Source organism: Acidihalobacter aeolianus (genome assembly GCF_001753165.1).
Classification (GTDB): domain Bacteria; phylum Pseudomonadota; class Gammaproteobacteria; order DSM-5130; family Acidihalobacteraceae; genus Acidihalobacter; species Acidihalobacter aeolianus.
Genome location: NZ_CP017448.1, coordinates 2,100,748 through 2,117,480, shown reverse-complemented (window position 1 = coordinate 2,117,480; position 16,733 = coordinate 2,100,748). Strand labels below are relative to the sequence as shown.

15 protein-coding genes and 1 tRNA gene are annotated in these 16,733 nt (G+C 66.4%); 13 read left to right on the top strand and 3 right to left on the bottom strand.

The genetic code is table 11. The annotated features are described in order from the left end of the window. The first annotated feature begins 1 nt into the window (after nt 1). From rbfA to pyrC, 13 genes are all read left to right on the top strand, one after another. Nucleotides 2-376, top strand: a complete 375-nt coding sequence (rbfA, locus tag BJI67_RS09730; protein ID WP_070072860.1) for a 30S ribosome-binding factor RbfA — start codon at nt 2-4, stop codon at nt 374-376. Nucleotide 377: 1 nt separating this feature from the next. Next, nucleotides 378-1,310 carry a tRNA pseudouridine(55) synthase TruB gene (truB, locus tag BJI67_RS09725; RefSeq protein WP_070072859.1) on the top strand — a complete coding sequence of 311 codons (933 nt, stop codon included), beginning with the start codon at nt 378-380 and terminating at the stop codon, nt 1,308-1,310. Nucleotides 1,311-1,406: 96 nt separating this feature from the next. Further along, a tRNA-Ser gene (locus tag BJI67_RS09720) sits at nt 1,407-1,497 on the top strand. Between the two features lie 641 nt (nt 1,498-2,138). Then, nucleotides 2,139-2,333, top strand: coding sequence for a hypothetical protein (locus tag BJI67_RS17820; RefSeq protein ID WP_070072858.1), 195 nt, complete (start codon nt 2,139-2,141; stop codon nt 2,331-2,333). 252 nt (nt 2,334-2,585) lie between these two features. Further along, a complete protein-coding gene (locus BJI67_RS09710; protein WP_070072857.1) occupies nt 2,586-2,861 on the top strand; it encodes a helix-turn-helix domain-containing protein in 276 nt (91 codons plus the stop codon). 31 nt (nt 2,862-2,892) lie between these two features. Beyond that, a complete protein-coding gene (gene hyfB, locus BJI67_RS09705) occupies nt 2,893-4,881 on the top strand; it encodes a hydrogenase 4 subunit B (protein ID WP_231940832.1) in 1,989 nt (662 codons plus the stop codon). After that, nucleotides 4,878-5,828, top strand: a complete 951-nt coding sequence (locus tag BJI67_RS09700; protein ID WP_407922801.1) for a respiratory chain complex I subunit 1 family protein — start codon at nt 4,878-4,880, stop codon at nt 5,826-5,828. The genes hyfB and BJI67_RS09700 overlap by 4 nt, the downstream gene beginning before the upstream one ends. Nucleotides 5,829-5,869: 41 nt before the next feature. Next, the gene (locus BJI67_RS09695; RefSeq protein ID WP_070074072.1) at nt 5,870-6,502 is read left to right on the top strand and encodes a formate hydrogenlyase; all 633 of its coding nucleotides are present in this window, start codon (nt 5,870-5,872) and stop codon (nt 6,500-6,502) included. Continuing rightward, nucleotides 6,499-7,974, top strand: a complete 1,476-nt coding sequence (locus tag BJI67_RS09690) for a hydrogenase 4 subunit F (RefSeq protein WP_070072854.1) — start codon at nt 6,499-6,501, stop codon at nt 7,972-7,974. The genes BJI67_RS09695 and BJI67_RS09690 overlap by 4 nt, the downstream gene beginning before the upstream one ends. 34 nt (nt 7,975-8,008) lie before the next feature. Beyond that, nucleotides 8,009-9,589, top strand: a complete 1,581-nt coding sequence (locus BJI67_RS09685) for a hydrogenase large subunit (RefSeq protein ID WP_070072853.1) — start codon at nt 8,009-8,011, stop codon at nt 9,587-9,589. After that, nucleotides 9,589-10,110, top strand: a complete 522-nt coding sequence (locus BJI67_RS09680) for an NADH-quinone oxidoreductase subunit B family protein (RefSeq protein WP_070072852.1) — start codon at nt 9,589-9,591, stop codon at nt 10,108-10,110. The genes BJI67_RS09685 and BJI67_RS09680 overlap by 1 nt, the downstream gene beginning before the upstream one ends. Before the next feature lie 96 nt (nt 10,111-10,206). Further along, a complete protein-coding gene (locus tag BJI67_RS09675) occupies nt 10,207-10,464 on the top strand; it encodes a transposase family protein (RefSeq protein ID WP_070072851.1) in 258 nt (85 codons plus the stop codon). Between the two features lie 9 nt (nt 10,465-10,473). Then, entirely contained in the window at nt 10,474-11,514 is a 1,041-nt protein-coding gene (gene pyrC / locus BJI67_RS09670) for a dihydroorotase (RefSeq protein WP_070072850.1), read from the top strand. Nucleotides 11,515-11,548: 34 nt separating this feature from the next. On the opposite strand, the gene BJI67_RS09665 is transcribed toward pyrC, so the two are convergent. The 3 genes from BJI67_RS09665 to BJI67_RS09655 all read right to left on the bottom strand — a co-directional run bounded on the left by BJI67_RS09665 (nt 11,549) and on the right by BJI67_RS09655 (nt 16,691). After that, nucleotides 11,549-12,403 (bottom strand): DUF6671 family protein, encoded by an 855-nt coding sequence (locus tag BJI67_RS09665; RefSeq protein WP_070072849.1) that lies wholly within the window; start codon nt 12,401-12,403, stop codon nt 11,549-11,551. A gap of 126 nt (nt 12,404-12,529) precedes the next feature. Next, nucleotides 12,530-15,070 carry a YbcC family protein gene (locus tag BJI67_RS09660; RefSeq protein ID WP_231940831.1) on the bottom strand — a complete coding sequence of 847 codons (2,541 nt, stop codon included), beginning with the start codon at nt 15,068-15,070 and terminating at the stop codon, nt 12,530-12,532. After that, nucleotides 15,042-16,691, bottom strand: coding sequence for an NADH-quinone oxidoreductase subunit L (locus BJI67_RS09655; RefSeq protein ID WP_038087427.1), 1,650 nt, complete (start codon nt 16,689-16,691; stop codon nt 15,042-15,044). Before BJI67_RS09655 ends, BJI67_RS09660 begins: the two co-directional genes overlap by 29 nt. Between the last annotated feature and the right edge of the window lie 42 nt (nt 16,692-16,733).

Sequence of the window (16,733 nt, the reverse complement as noted above, 5' to 3'; positions counted from 1 at the left end):
CATGCCGCGCGAATTTTCCAGGACCCTGCGTGTCGGCGAGCAGATCCGCCGTGAGCTGGCCGATCTGCTGCGTACCGAGATCAAGGACCCGGGCATGGGCATGGTCACGGTCGGCGACGTCGAGGTGTCCAAGGATCTGTCGCATGCACGGGTGTACTTCACCGTGCTCGGTGACGCTCAGGTCGCCGCGGCCAGCGGCAAGGCCCTGAGCCGGGCCTCAGGATTCCTGCGCCGCGAGCTGGGACGACGCATGCGCCTGCGGGTGGTGCCCGCACTCCACTTCGTGTTCGACGACAGCGAGCTCAAGGGTGCCCGAGTGGATGCCCTCATCGAGGAGGCGATGCGCTCCGACCGCGCGCGCGGACAGGAAGACTGAGATGCCCGCGCAGATCAAACGTCAGCGTCGCGATGTCAGCGGCGTGCTGCTGCTCGACAAGCCGCTGGGATTCAGCTCGAATCAGGCGCTCCAGGCAGTCAAGCGCCTGTTCAATGCGCGCAAGGCAGGCCACACCGGTAGCCTTGACCCGTTGGCGACCGGTCTGCTGCCCATCTGTCTGGGCGAGGCGACCAAGGTCTCGTTCTATCTGCTCGAGGCGGACAAACACTATCGCGCCACCGCAAAGCTCGGCGAGCGTACGGATACCGCGGATGCCGAGGGCCGTTGCATCGCCACGCGCCCGGTGCCGGAATTCACCGCGAGTCAGCTTGAAGCGGCAATGTCGCCGCTGCGCGGCGAGATCGAGCAGATTCCTCCGATGTACTCCGCGCTCAAGCACGAGGGCCGCAGACTCTACGAACTTGCCCGCAAGGGAGAAGAAGTGGAGCGGAAACCCCGACGCGTCGTGGTGCATGCGTTCAACCTGATCGGTCGCGAGGGCGACCGACTCGAGTTCGATATCCGCTGCAGCAGCGGGACCTATGTGCGTACCCTGATCGACGACCTGGGCGAAGCGCTGGGATGCGGCGCTCACGTCACCGCCCTGCGCCGCGAAGGGGTCAGTCCCTTCGACAACCCTCGCATGTACACGCTGGATGAACTCCGCCAGCTCGCGGAAACGGGCGGGATGCGCGCGCTCGACGATTGTCTGCTGCAGATCGATGCGGCATTGAGCCGTTGGCAGGAGGTCAGGCTCGGGGCCGAATCCAGCCGTTTCCTCGGTCAGGGGCAACCGGTCTGGGTGCCCAAGGCACCTACCGCCGGCCTGGTGCGCCTGTATGACGACTCACGGGGCGTATTCCTGGGGGTCGGGCAGATTCTCGACGACGGCCGCGTCTCGCCGAAGCGCCTGATGCGCTGGGCGCAGAACTGAGGCGTCTCGGGCCGCTTTACGTTTACAGGTCCGAGCGGATCGGGTAGTCTTGCCGCCCGACCTGCAGCCTCGCCGCCGGTCGGCAAAGCAGTATCCGGAGAGGTGTCCGAGTGGTTGAAGGAGCACGCCTGGAAAGTGTGTATACGGTAACCCCGTATCGAGGGTTCGAATCCCTCCCTCTCCGCCAATTCACAAAAAAACTGGTTCTCTGAAACCGGTTTTTTTGTGCCTGAACCCCGCCACTCCGGAGCCTTCCGTCCGGTTCAAGCGTACCGTGCTATTTCCAATACATCCTGACATTCCCCCTCTCTGGCTCTCTCTTTGACCGATATTCTCTGTGACTGGCCCTCGGAAGCGTACCCATCAAGTGCCGTTGCTACGCTTCAAGAAAGCCAGTAAACCAATGACTTGGACAAGTCGCCCTGTTTGTGTTCGATTTCAGAGGGTGGCCCCGGAAAACCGGGGCGAACATCCAGAGCGCTTACCAGTGAGTGCAGTTGTCGGGATAGTTAGAATTCTCCATCACGCACAGTATTCGTTTTTTCTATGGTCTTACAAAGCTTAAATCGGAATATCGTGTGTATATCCCAGCATTGCCTGAGTTCATGTCAAACGTAGTGAGAGATCCAGGCGGCAATGCTGTCTGACTGATCGATGTGTTGATGGAGCACCGTCACGGCTTGATTGTCGAGCCCCAGGCTAGCCAAGCCAAACCCCCGACACTGCCGATCGCGAGGCAAGCATCGAGATGATCGACGCGCGCGGCGGGAGTACCGGATCAAGCTGGTCGCGGACAAGAACTACGAGGCCCAAGGCTTTGTGGAAGCGATGCGTGGGCAACCGAACCCGCCTGACGGGATCGAGGAATGCTTCGACTGGATCAAGACCATCGCAGGGCTGCGCAATAGTCGCTTTGTCGGGCGCGAGAAACTGTATTTTCAGTTCGTGCTCTGCGCCGCGGCCTACAACCTAGCGCGGTTCAGCCGGGGGAGGAGGCAGCGTGTTGAGAACGTGCCGCCCTGAGATGGGGGGGATATCAAGATTTTGTGAATTTTGCGCAAAACTCTGGTCACTGGAGTCGGGTTGGCACATCGACGAGGCCGATTACCGCAGAGATAACTGGTAAATCGGGGGGGGGCTTTAACAGCTGCTGCAAGTCGCGTCTGCCAGGCGCCAAGGTTTCCACAAAGCAAAAGCATAACATGTAATGTCTTAAGTATTATTATTGATGTATAATGCTTTACAATTACTATTACAGATGAGATAATTGCTTGCATGATCACAGCCAACCAAATGCGCGCGGCGCGCGCCCTGCTCGGCCTCGACCAGCGTCAACTTGCCGAGGCTGCCGGGTTATCACTGCCTACCATTCAGCGCATGGAGGGCAGTGAAGGTCAGGTGCGCGGCAACGTCGAGTCTTTGGTCAAAGTGGTGGATGCGCTGGATCGCGCGGGCGTGGAGCTGATCGGGGAGGGCGCGCTCAGTACTGCGTCTGGACGCGGCGTCCGGCTCAAGGCAGGACCCGATGCCGGCAGCGGGGAGACCGTCTGACGCGGCTATGAACATCGTGTGGACATTGGCAATGGCAGCGCTTGGACTGGCTTTGGCTTCGTCCCTGGCCGGCCTGTTCGCCACCGCGCGCCGGCCTGCGCTGTTGCGCGGTCTGTCGTTGCCGCTGTTCGCGCTGTCGGGGCTGGCTGCGTTGGCCTGTGGTCTGCTGGCGCTGGCCGACGGCGGCAGTATCACCTTGCAGCTTCCGCTCGGCCTGCCGTGGCTGCCCTGGCAGCTTCGTCTGGATGCGTTGTCCGGCTTTTTCCTTGTACTGCTCGGCGCGCTGACTCTGGCCGTTGGCATCTATGGCGTGGGCTATGTGCGCGATTTCGAGCGCGGGCGCGACCAGTTGCCCCCGCTCGGTGCGTTTTCCGGGCTGTTCCTGCTCGGCATGGAACTGGTGTTGATGGCCGACGGCGCCTATCTGTTCATGGTCGCCTGGGAGCTGATGACGCTGTCGAGCTACTTCCTCGTCGCCTTCCAGCACGACAATGCCGCCAACCGTCGCGCCGCCTTCCTCTATCTGCTGATGGGGCATATCAGCGGCCTGTGCATTCTGCTCGCCTTCGGCGTGCTGGCGAGTTTCAGCGGCAGTTTCGCCTTCGCCGCCATGCGTGCCGCGCATCCGGATTTTCTGTGGGCCAGCGTGGCTTTCGCCCTGGCTTTCACCGGCTTCGGTATCAAGGCCGGACTGGTGCCGGTGCATGCCTGGCTGCCCGAGGCGCACCCGGCCGCCCCCTCGCACATATCCGCGCTGATGTCCGGGGCCATGCTCAAGGTGGCGGTGTACGGCTTTCTGCGTGTGGTGTTCGATCTCATCGGGCCGCTGCACTGGCAGTGGGGCGTGGTAGTGCTGACGGTCGGGAGCCTGTCGGCCCTGCTCGGCGTGCTGCTCGCGCTGATGCAGACCGACCTGAAGCGCCTGCTCGCCTATTCCTCGGTGGAGAATCTCGGCATCGTGTTCATCGGCCTCGGCCTGTCGCTGATTTTCCTCGGCACCGGTCATCGCCTGCTCGGCGCGCTGGCGCTGGTCGCTGCGCTCTATCACGCGCTCAATCACGCCTTGTTCAAGGGACTGTTGTTCATGGGCGCGGGAGCCATTTTGCACAGCGCGCACGAGCGCGATCTGGACCGCATGGGCGGGTTACTGCGGCGCATGCCCTGGACCGGCACATTCTTCCTGATCGGCAGTCTGGCGATTTCCGGCCTGCCGCCGCTCAACGGCTTCGTCTCCGAATGGTTCACCTTTCAGGCGGCTTTGCAGACCTGGCAGCTGCACAGCGGCCTGTTGCGCACGCTGATTCCGGTCGCAGCCGCGGTGCTCGCGCTGAGCGCGGCGCTGGCCGCGGCGGCTTTCGTCAAGGCCTACGGCGTGGCCTTCCTCGGCCGTGCGCGCACGCGCCAGGTGCGCCGGGCGCGGCAGGTGCCGGTGAACATGCGCGTGGGGCAGGGCCTGCTGGCGCTTGGCTGTCTGGCTGCCGGCGTGTTTCCGAGTACGGTCATCGCCTGGATCGTGCGGGTGCCGCAATCCCTGCTGGGCAGCGGTCTGCCGCAGGCGGGTGCGCAGGGCTGGTTGTGGCTGACACCCGTTTCGCCGACGACCGCAAGCTACAGCGCACCCGGCGTGCTCCTCGCACTGCTGGTGCTCGCGGGTCTGACCGCGTGGCTGGTACATTGGGGGGCGGTACGCCGGGTGCGCCGCAGTGACGCCTGGGATTGCGGCCTTGCGCCACCGACGCCGCGCATGCAATACACCGCGACCGGTTTCGCCCAGCCGCTGCGACGCGTGTTTGGCGCTTGGCTGCGGGTGGATGAGGGCGTGGACGCGGGCGAAGGCGCCACGCCGCGGCATCGCCTGCAAATCACCGACCGCAGCTGGGCACTGTTCTACGCGCCCGTGGTGCGCGTGCTCGACCGTTTGACGCGGCTGGTGACGCGCATGCAGGCGGGCCACCTGCGCGTGTATCTGGCCTGGACGCTGGGCACGCTGCTCCTGCTGCTATGGGTGGTGACGCTGTGAACGCTGCCGATACGGTGCTGGCCGTGGCGCAGGCACTGCTGTGGCCGCTCGCGGCGCCGCTGCTGGTCGGCTGGGTGCGCAAGGCCAAGGCGATGCTGCAGAACCGGCGCGGGGCTTCGGTGCTGCAACCGGCACGCAACCTCGGCAAGCTGTTCGCCAAGGAGACGCGCGTGGCGCACACCGCCTCGCCGCTGTTCAGGGTCACGCCTTACATCGTATTCACCGCTACCTGGCTGGCGGCCGCCGCGGTACCGCTGCTTTCGACCCGGCTGCCCACCTCGGCGCTGGCCGACGTCATCGTCGTCGCCGGGCTGCTGGGGCTGGCGCGTTTCTTTCTGGCCCTGGCCGGCATGGATGTCGGCACCGCCTTCGGCGGCATGGGCGCGAGCCGCGAGATGATGGTGTCCGGGCTGGCCGAGCCGGCGCTGCTGATGGCGGTGTTCACCCTGGCCATGAGCGCGCACAGCACGAATCTGTCCAGCGTGGTCGATCACCAACTCGCCGGCGGCACCTTGCTGCCCTCCATGCTGTTCGCGCTGGGCAGTCTGATCCTGGTGGCAGTGGCCGAAACCGGCCGCCTTCCCATCGACAATCCGACGACCCATCTCGAACTGACCATGATCCACGAGGCCATGATCCTTGAATACTCGGGCCGTCATCTGGCGCTGCTGGAATGGGCCGCGCAGATCCGTCTGTTGCTCTATGGCGCGCTCATCGCCAACGTGTTCTTTCCCTGGGGGATCGCGACGACGGCGCAGCCCCTCGCACTGGGTATCGCCGTCGGCGCGCTTGCCGGCAAGTTGCTGGTGCTTGGCGCGGCGCTGGCGGTGGGCGAGACCGTGTTGGTAAAAAAACGTCTTTTCCAGGCCCCGGCTTTCCTCAATCTGGCCTTTCTGTTCGCGCTGATCGGCCTGCTCAGTCATGTGATTCTGGAGCAGGGAATGTGAGCGCCTCGCTGTTGCATTCGGTGGTGCTGGTGCTGGCCGCGATGGCCTTGTTCGCCTCGTTCGCCGTGCTCGGTCAGGCGCGGCTGCTGTCGGCCATCCACGCCTTCGCCTGGCAGGGCGCGCTGGTGGCCGCGGTGACGCTGACGGTGGCCGTCGCCGAGTCGGCGCCGGAGCTGTATTTCTCCGCCGTGCTGACCTTTTCGCTCAAGGCGCTGTTGATTCCCTGGATGCTGCACCGGCTGGTGCGCCGGCTGGGGCTGTCACGCCATCTCGACCGGCCGCGCCATCCCATGCTGGCCACGGTGCTCGCCGTGGGCATGGTGATGTTCGCCTACTGGCTGGTGCTGCCGCTGGTGCAAAGCAGCCTGGCGTTTACCCGCAACATCGTCGCCATCAGTCTGGCGGTGGTGCTGATCGGCCTGCTGACGCTGGTGGTGCGGCGGCAGGCGGTGGCCCAGGTGCTCGGTTTCATGGCAATAGAAAACGGCCTGTTCCTCGCTGCGGTGAGCGCCACCCACGGTATGCCCCTGGTGGTCGAGCTAGGCGTGGCCTTTGACGTGCTGGTGGCCGCCGTGCTGTTCGGCGTGTTCTTCTTTCAGTTGCGCGAGAGCATCGATTCGCTGGACGTGGATCGCCTCGACCGACTCAACGAAGCCCGCGAGGATCAACCGTGAGCGCCGCGCTGCCCCTGGTCACCTACACCCCGCTGGCCGGTGCGCTGCTGCTCGGGCTGTTGCGTCACGACCGCCTGGCCGGCTGGCTGAACGTGGCGCTGGGCGCGGTTTCTTTCGGTGCTTCGGTGGTGCTCGCCTGGGAGGTGGCACGCTCTGGCGTGGTGACCGGTTTCGGGCTGCGCGTGGACGATTTCAGCGTATTTCTGGTGGTGCTCACTGCCTTCGTCGGTCTGACCACGGCGATCTTCTCGCGCCCCTACATGCAACATGTGCTGCACACCCGTCTGACCGGGCCGTATGGGCTACGCCTGTATCACGCGATGTATCAGAGCTTTTTGTTCACCATGCTGTTGGCGCTGACCACTAACAACCTCGGCGTGCTGTGGGTCGCCGTGGAGGGCGCCACGCTGAGCACCGTCATGCTGGTGTCGTTGTACCGCACGCCGGAAGCCGTGGAGGCGGCATGGAAGTATTTCATCCTGTGCGGCGTCGGCATCGCGCTGGCGCTATTCGGCACCGTACTGGTGTATTACGCCGCCCAGCACGTGCTGCCTCATCCGGCGCAGGGTCTGAACTGGAGCGTACTGAACGCCCACCGCGCGCAGTTGCAACCGGCGGTGATGAGTATCGCTTTCGTGTTTCTACTGATCGGCTACGGCACCAAGGTCGGGCTGGTACCCATGCATCAATGGCTGCCGGACGCGCATTCCGAGGGCCCGACGCCGATCTCGGCGATACTCTCGGGGTTGCTGCTCAACGTCGCCCTCTATGCCGTGGTGCGCTTCAAGATGCTGGTCGACGGCTCCCTCGCGCACACCTCGCATCCGCACCTGGCCGGTCTCCTGATGATGGGCTTCGGGCTGGTGTCGTTTCTTGTCGCCGGACTATTCCTGCACCGCCAGCGCGATGTCAAGCGTCTATTCAGCTATTCCTCCATCGAACACATGGGGCTGATGACCTTCGGCTTTGGCCTCGGCGGTCCGCTGGCAACTTTCGCCGCGTTGCTGCACATGCTGGTCCATTCGCTGACCAAGTCCGCAATCTTCGTCACCGTCGGACACGCCACGCACCTGGCCGGCACCCAGTCCATCGAACACATCCGGGGGTTGCTGCGCGCCCAGCCCGGCATCGGCTGGCCATTTCTGCTTGGCGTCGCCGCCATCGCCGGTTTTCCGCCCTTCGGCATCTTCACCAGCGAATTTCTGCTGCTCGGCGCCACCATGCATGCCGCGCCGGTGCTGACGGTTTTTCTGCTGCTCGGGCTGGTGATCGCCTTCGCCGGCCTGTTTCGCCATCTGCAGCCGATGGTCTATGGCCCCGCGCCGGCAGGCTTGGAGCCGGTCAAGGTCAACATGCTGCCGGTGGTGCTGCATCTCGTGCTGGTGTTGTGGCTGGGTCTGGCGATTCCGGCGGTGCTGGTTGCCTGGCTGAATCAGGCGACCATGCTGATTGCGGGGGCACCGGTATTATGAAACTGGATTTCTCAGCACAACGGGGAGACCTCAGATGACCCGCTTCGCCTGGCTCCCCGAATTCGAAACCCGGCTGCAGACGGCCGGCATCGCCGCGCACGCTGAAAAGGAGGCGCCGCCCGCTCGCGCCCTGCGGGTGGCACCCGCCGAATGGGGATTGGCCGCGACCGTCGCCGCGCAATACGGTTGCCGCTGGGCGGGTATGTGGGCCGAGGCCGACGAGGCGCGCATGCGCCTGTACTGCGTGCTGGATTACGCCGGCGACCCCCTGTTGCTGAGCGCCGAAGCGCCGCTCGAAACCCCCGAATTCACCTCGCAGACGCCGCACTTCCCGGCCGCCGACCGCATGGAGCGCCACGCCCGCGACCTGTTCGGCGTGATCTTTACCGACCATCCCGACCCGCGGCGCTGGACGCGGCACCGCGCCTGGCCGGAGCACTGGCACCCCCTGCACCCCGATCAGGCAGGCGACTCACCCGCACCCGGCCGCACTCCGGCGGATGTCGATTACCCGTTCGCCCCCGTCCACGGCAACGGTGTGTTCGAGATTCCGGTCGGGCCGGTGCATGCCGGCATCATCGAGCCGGGGCATTTTCGCTTTCACGCCGCGGGCGAGCCGGTGCTGAAGTTGGAGGAGCGGCTCGGCTATGTGCACAAGGGTATAGAGCGGCTCGCCGTGGGCCGAGATCCGGCGGCTCTCGCGCGCTTGGCCGCGCGGGTTTCCGGCGACAGCACGGTAGCGCACACCTGGGCCGCCTGTCAGGCTATGGAAGGCGTTACCGGCGTCGAAGTGCCGCCGCGCGCGCTGGCCTTGCGCGGCCTGCTCGCCGAGCGCGAACGGGTGGCTAACCACCTCGGCGACATCGGCGCCATCTGCAACGACGTGGGCTTTGCCTTCGCCCATGTGCAGACCGCGCGTCTGCGCGAACGCTGGCAACGCCGCAGCCGGGAATGCTTCGGCCACCGCCTCTTGATGGATACGCTCATTCCAGGCGGGGTGGCCCGCGATCTCGCAGCGGCGGGTAGAGATGCGCTGCGCGCCGACCATGTCGCGCTGCGCCGCGAGATCGGGCCTCTGTTCGACATCATCGACGACCATCCGCCGCTGGACGACCGCCTGGTCGGCACCGGCGTGCTGAGCCGGGAGCATGCCCGCGCGCTGGGCTGCACAGGTTATCTCGGCAAGGCCAGCGGCTGCAATTTCGACTTGCGCCGCGATGCGCCGTACGCTCCTTACGACACGCTGGAGGTGCCGGTGGTCACCGACAGCGAAGGCGACACCGCCGCCCGCGTGCGCGTGCGCATGGCGGAAGTGCTTGCCAGCCTCGATCTGATGGACCAGTTGCTGGACGCTATGCCGTCCGGTGAGACCGCCGCTCCGCTGCCCACGCCGCCGCCCGACGCCATCGGCCTCGGGCGGGTGGAAGGCTGGCGCGGGGAAACGCTGGCCTGGGTGCGCTTCGACGATGAAGGGCGCATCGCGCGCTACTTCCCGCGAGATCCTAGCTGGTTCTACTGGCCGGCGCTGGAGCGCCTGATCATGGGCGAAATCGTGCCGGACTTCCCGGTGTGCAATAAATCGGTCAATGGTTCCTATTCGGGAGTGGACCTCTAATGCTCCGCATACTCGCCCATATTCTGCGTACCGGCATCGTTACCGAGCCGCCGCCGACTATCAACGACGCCGCGCTGGAAACGCTCGGACTGGAGCTGCGCCGCGCCATCGATGTCCGCTTCGGCCGCAGCTTGGCATTGCGATTTATCGATGCCGGCTCTTGCAACGGCTGTGAACTGGAAGTCCATGCACTCGCCAATCCCTATTACGATCTGGAGCGCTTCGGCGTCGGCTTCGTCGCCTCGCCGCGCCACGCCGATGCCCTGCTGGTCACTGGCCCCGTGTCGCGGCACATGGAAACCGCGCTGCGCCGCACGTGGCTTGCCATCCCTTCCCCCAAGTTCGTCATCGCCGCTGGCCAATGCGCCTGTGATGGTGGCGAGTTCGGAGTGTCCTACGCGAGCTACGGTGCGGTAGAAAACGTCGTGCCAGTGGACGTCAAGATCCCTGGTTGCCCTCCGAGGCCTGAAGATCTGATGCTGGGATTGCTGGCATCTTTACACTCTAAGATTGAGGGATAGCGAGCTGCGAAAAGATGCTTAAAGAGGTTGTTGAAGTCGTCAAAGACGAAACGGAATTCTGCAGCTGAAGGTGCATGCTCGTACGGGATGGTCTAGATGGATTTCTTGAATCTGAAGCATTTACAGCAGGACTCCGTTCAAGAATGTGAACACGATTATCTCATTGAGGCAACCAGCAACGGCTCCAGCCAATATTGTCCTGACTGCGGTTCTTCTCATGCCGTGGGCTTCGGACGCAAGTGCCAACTCTTCATGGACGCCCCGGTGCGCGGCAAGCGCGCTCTGCTCAGTACCCTGAAGCGAGCGCCGTTGCCGATATTCGTGAGATTGCTAATTCCGAGCATGGAACGCTAGCATTACCTGATGCAGACGCTCACGCTTCAGACCCCCGACGACCTTCATGTGCACTTTCGCGATGGCGCGATGCTTGCGGAGACGGTGCGGGCGACGGCGCGGGTGTTCCGGCGCGCCATCGCGATGCCGAATCTGGTGCCGCCGGTGAAGACGGTCGAGCAGGCGCTGGCCTACAAACAGCGCCTGCTCGACGCCCGGCCGGAAGGCTCGGCGTTCGAGCCGCTGATGACGCTGTATCTGACCGATACTCTCGACGCCGACGAGATCGCGCGCGCCGCGACCGCCGGCGTCCGCGCGGTCAAGCTGTATCCGGCCGGGGCGACGACCAATTCCGAGGCCGGGGTCGCCAACCTGGACAGCCTGTACCCCATTCTCGAAATCCTGGAGGCGCACGGCATCATGCTGCTGGTGCACGGCGAGGTGACCGACCGCAGTGTGGACATTTTCGACCGCGAGCGTGAGTTCATCGACCGCCACCTGTGCGCCATCGCCGAGCGGTTCGCGAAGCTGAAGATTGTGCTGGAGCACATCAGCACCAAGGACGCGGCCGAGTTCGTGGCCGGGGCCGGCGCCAACGTGGCGGCGACGATCACCCCGCAGCATCTGCTGCTCAACCGCAACGACCTGCTGGCCGGCGGCATCCGTCCGCACAATTACTGCCTGCCGGTGCTCAAGCGCCGCAGTCACCAGGAAGCGCTGCGCGCGGCCGTGGTGTCCGGTTCCAGCAAGTTCTTCCTGGGCACGGATTCGGCGCCGCACGAGCTTTCGACCAAGGAATCGGCCTGCGGCTGCGCCGGCTGCTACAGCGCGCCGACCGCGCTGGAGCTGTATGCGCAGGTCTTCGACGAGTTGGGCGCGCTCGACCGTCTGGAAGCCTTCGCCAGCCATTACGGCGCCGATTTCTACGGCCTGGCGCGCAATGCCGGCACGGTGACCCTGGTCAAGGAACCGTGGACGATTCCCGAGCGCGTCGATATCCCCGGCGTTGGTTCGATCGTTCCGCTGATGGCCGGTACGTGGCTCGACTGGCAGCTGCAGTCGCCTGCCTGAGCGCGGGGGCGAGGGCAATCCGCGCCGTCATCGGTTATGGGTTGCACTCGGGGCAGTGCCCGGGGTCGGCGGTTGCGCGTCCGTCGGGGCGATCCCGTCGCTCGCGGTGGCCGCATTTCACGCAGCCGTGGACCACGCTGTGGACGAGGCGCGTGGGCGTGCCGCACCAGGCGCACGGCAGACCCGTAAGCGCATCGACCTGACCCCAGCCGGGCAGTCCACAGGCCGGGCACGGCGTGTCCAGGCGCGTCGCCAACGTTTGCGCCAGTTGTGCGATCGCGGCCATGCGCGTGGGGTTGTGCGAGGCGCGCATGTCGGTTTCGACCCAGACCGCGGTTTCCCCCGACTCGCGCTGCAGGTTCGCGAACACCTGCGCCAGAGCCGTTTCATCCCGAATGCCCTTGAGTACCCTGCGTCGCGCGTCGCGCGGCCCCGTGGCGAGTATCAGCGCATGCGACGGGAAGCGCGCCCGCTGCGCGAATTCGGTCAGCGCGTCGAGGCTGTCCACCTGGGCCATCCGGTAGTTGGTCTCGGCGGTGGTCAGCGATACGGTCAGCGCGAAGTCGCGCGCACGGTCGGCAAAATGCAGCAATTCCTGACCGGCGGGGATGAAGCCGGCCTCCGGGTGCGGGCCGAAACTGCCTTCGCTGGCCAGCGCCAGCTCGGCGTCGGTGTCGGCGAATGCCTGCGCCACCTTGCGCCGGGCGGCGTCCAGCGCCGTGCCTTCGCGCGCGACCTCGCCGCTGAACGTGCCGAAGCGATCGGTATCGCACGGGTGTTCCACGACCTGCGCGCCGAGCCGCTCGGCGAATTCCGGGGCGATCGCCTGCGATTTGGCGTGCAGGGTCGGCAGGACGACCTGCCGGCCCCGATAGGGTTGAGGTTTCATCGATGGACTCGTCGAGATCGCGGCCCGCCGTTTCGGCGGCGGTGAAGGTTGCGCGTCCCTGCGCGGTTTCACCATTCATTAAAGGCACTAAGCCAGCTCATTAAAGGCACTAAGCCAGCGCCGCGCTCACGCGGAGGCCGCGAGCGGCATGTCGCTACGTTCCCAGCCGCCGTCAGACAGGCGACGGAACACGCCGTTGTCGCCGATGCTGAACAGGTGCAGCCAGCCGTTTTCGACCAATTGGCGGACCAGTTCCTGGTGGGCGATCACGTCGTCGATCGCGGCCTGCGGCGCCTCGATGAACACGGACAGGCGCAAGGGCTCGTGCATCCAGCGCCGGCCGTCGTGCAGCGACTGCAGCGGCAGGCCGACGCGCAGGTCGCCGCCGTTGCCTTCCAGTACGCCGATGGCGCCGCCGACCACGTTGTGCAGCACCTTGTTGCCGCTGCCGAAGCGGCGGTTGTCGATCACCGAGCCGTAGTACTGCATGTTGATCCAGTTGGCGACCACCATCGGCGCGGTCATGATCAGCTCCAGGATCTTGAAGCCTTCGTCCTTTTGCCAGTCGTAGTCGTGCAGGAAGGCGCGGCCTTCGAGGTCCATGTCCGCGGTGCGCGCGCGCGGCGCGGCGATGAAGGCGGCGTTGTTGCTCAGCGCCCACTCGGGCCGCACCTCGGACCAGTCGCGGCTGCGCCGGCGCACGTCGGCTTCGACCGCGCGGTCGGGTTGCCCGGCGGTGCCGAGCAACGCGGCGCGCTCCATGCGCGCGAGGTCCCCCGCCTGTTCCAGCCACTGGCGCAGCTGGGCGAGGTCGCCGGCGAGCGCGGCGGGCACGTCGTCGGTGTCGAACAGGCGCAGCTCGTCGGTGGTGGTGTCGTGCAGGCCGGCGACGAACCAGGTGTCCTCGGGGATCACGATGCCGCGCCCGGCGAGCCCGCGGCGCACCGCGGGGTCGTTCATCAGCGCGGCGACCACGCGGGCGCTGGCCTCGCCGGTCTGACCCGCGCAGGCGCCGCAGTCGAGGCCGGTGGCGTGCGGATTGTTCACCGTGCTGCTGCCGTGGCCGGCAAGCAGCACCAGGCGGCCGAAGTTCGCGGTCATGGACATGGCGCGCAGGATGCGTTCGGCGTGTCCCAGCCGGTCTTCGGCGGGGATGCCCGCGTCGCCGTCGCCCACCGCCTCAAGGCTGGGCCCGATGCGCACGATGTCGCGCCTGGCGATGCCCTGGCTGTGCGGATCGGGCACCGGACGGGTCCAGCCGAAGCTGTCGCTGAGCAGCTTGGGGCCGTAGCTCAGGCCGGCGGACTCGACGAAGGAGAAGCACGAGGACGCCGACAGCTTGAAGCCCTTCCAGGCCTTGTGCAGGCCGATACGCCGGCGGCGCTGCTGCTGCAGGCCGTCGGCATCATCGCCCTTGACCCGATCCTGAATGCGGTAGCCCGGATTGAAGATCACCGGCACGTGGCTGCGGCCCTGGGCGGCGCCCAGCGGCACGTGCTCGATGAAGATGCCGAAGAAGCCGGCGAAGCCGACGGTCTGCACCGCCGGCGCCACGGTTTCCAGCGAGCGGCGGAACACCTCGGAGCGCACGTCGATGCAGAAGGCCGCCTGAACCGGCGGGCGGAACACGTGCGGCGCGGGCCGCGATTCGCCGGTCAGCCCGGCGATCACGCTGCGCTGGAAGCCGATCTCCATCGCGTTCAGCAGGATGCGGTCGATTTCCGCGGCGGCCTGGCGCTTGGCCGAAGGCGGACGCATGCTGGCGGCCAGCATTTCGCGCCAGCGCGCGATCAGCGCGGGCGAGCGCTTCTCCTCGAACAGCAGCATGTCCCACATCAGGCGGATGGCGAGCAGATCGACGATGGCGTCGTCGCGCCGTCCGCCCAGCTCCGCCTGCCAGCGCAGGTAGCGTGCCCACGCCGCCCAGCCGCCGATGCTCATCAGCGAGGCGTGCAGGTAGCGCTCCACCGCCGCGTCCTGGATGCCCAGCCGGCCGATGGCCAGCGCGATGGCGTCGCGCGGGTCGGCGGGCAGGCGGCCGACCGCGGCGCGAAAGTCGCGCAGGCCCATCATCGCCGGGCTGCGGTCGATGGCCGCGGCCTTGCGCCACGACTGATAGAGAGACTGCCCGCGCCAGGGCATGGCGACGATGGCCTGGCCGAGGTCGAAATAGGCCGCGCAGTGCCGGCTGATGCTTTCGGTGACGAAGCTCGACCACAGGCCGCCCTCGACCCGCTCCAACACCTCGCTCACCGGCGCCATGCCGAGTTTCGGCCGCGGTGCCGGCGCTGCCAACGCGCGTTCGACGGCCTCGACGTCGAGCCGGCTGCCGCAGCGTTCGATGGCCTGGCGCAGGTCGTCGCGGCTGATGCGGCCGCTGGCCAGCTGCTCGCGGTAGTACTCGCGCGACATGTACAGGCCGTTGCCGGTGATCCGCGCCAGGGTGTCGGAGGCGTCCTGGAAGCCATGGTCGCGCAGGCCGAAGAACGGATTGACGGCGACGAAGTGCTTCAGCGGCCACAGCGGCGCGATGCGTTCGCAGGCGGCGTCGATGCGCCGGTTCAGTTCGGCGCGGTCCAGCGTCGCCTCGGTGCGGTCGTCCCGGCTTGTCAGGGTGAAGTCTTCACGCATGTCCATGTCAGGCTCCTCGTGAGGTGACGGGGGCAAAGGGGGCGGGCTGCACGACGGGTTCCGGCCGCGGGCTGGGCCACACGCGCTGCAGCAGGCGGGTGATGAACACGTCGATGTACAGGCCGTTGTAGAGGTGCATGTAGAGGCCCTCGCCCAGGGCGGCGGGGTTGTGCCTGAGCAGCTGCTGCAGTACCAGCAGGGCCAGGAATACGCCGATCACGGCCGCAGACAATCCGTACTGGAACGCGCCGGGCGGCGACTGGAGCGGCAGCACGCTGCCCTGCATGAGCGCCGCGAACAGGGCGTGCAGGGCGAAATAGGCCACCGCGACGCCGCCGCTCAGGCCGAGGCCGCGCAGCAGCAGGGCGCCGCCGCTCAGCGCGCCGGCCGTCTGCAGCAATAGCTGGCTGACGGCGATGGCGACGATGGCGCCGGCCGCCAGCAGGGCGGGCTCTCCGGCGATGCCGATGCCGAAGGCCGCGCCAACCACCAGCGTCATGCCGCCGCCGATGAGCAGCGCCGCCAGCAGCAGACCGGGCCTGAAGGCGTTCGACGGATAGGGCATGGCCGGCGCGCGGAAGGCGTCGACGCCGCTGCCGGAGGCGAGGAAGGCGTGCGCCTTGTACAGCGAGTGGGCAACCAGGTGCAGCATGGCCAGGCTGTACAGGCCGAGGCCGCATTCCAGCAGCATGAAGCCCATCTGCGCGGTGGTCGACCAGGCCAGCGACACCTTGATGCTGGTCTGGGTGAGCATCACCAGCGAGGCCAGCGCGAGGGTGGTCAGGCCGACGATGGCCAGGGCCCCTAGCGCCAGTTCGGAATGCGACATGACCGGGCTCATGCGGATCACCAGGAACGCACCGGCATTGACGATGCCCGCGTGCAGCAGCGCGGACACCGGCGTCGGCGCCTCCATCACCTGGATCAGCCAGCCGTGGAAGGGGAACTGGGCCGACTTGAGCCCCGCGCTGACCGCGATCAGCATGGCGGCGACCTGCAGGGCGATGGGCGTCGGGCCCTGCAGCGCGGCCAGCGCGCGGAACATGCCCTCGAACTCCAGGGTGTGCAGGCTGTAGCCGATCAGCAGGACCGCCGCCAGCAGGCTCAGGTCGCCGAGACGGCTGGCGACGAACTTCTTGTGCGCGGCCAGCACCGCGGCCGGGCGCTCGCCGTAGAACATCAGCAGCTGGTGCAGGCACAGGCTGGTGGCGATCCAGGCCAGCGCGAACATCAGCAGGTTGCCCGAGGCGATCAGCATGAGAATGGCCGCCAGGGTCAGCGCCAGCCACTTGTTGAAGCGGCCCTGATTGGGGTCGCCGTTGAGGTAGTTGCGCGCGTAGCGGGTCACCACCGCGCCGACGAAGGACACCAGCAGCAGCATGATGACCGTGACGCTGTTGACGTAGACGCTGAGCGAGAAGGCGCCGACGTCGCCCGGCAGCGCGATGCTGGAAAGTGTCCAGGTATGTGCGCGGTCGAAGGGGAGGGCGACGGCGGCCAGAATGGCGCTGGCGAACGCCAGCCAGGCGGCGGCACCAGACAGACGCGCCATCACGCGGGGTTGGGCATTGGCCCATTGGGCCGGTATCAGCCCGGCGAGCAACAGCAGCACGGGCGCGGCCAGGACGAAGCCGGGAGTGAATGCGTTAGGCAGCATGGCGACCTCCTGCGGCTGATGGGCAATGCATGTGGCTGGATG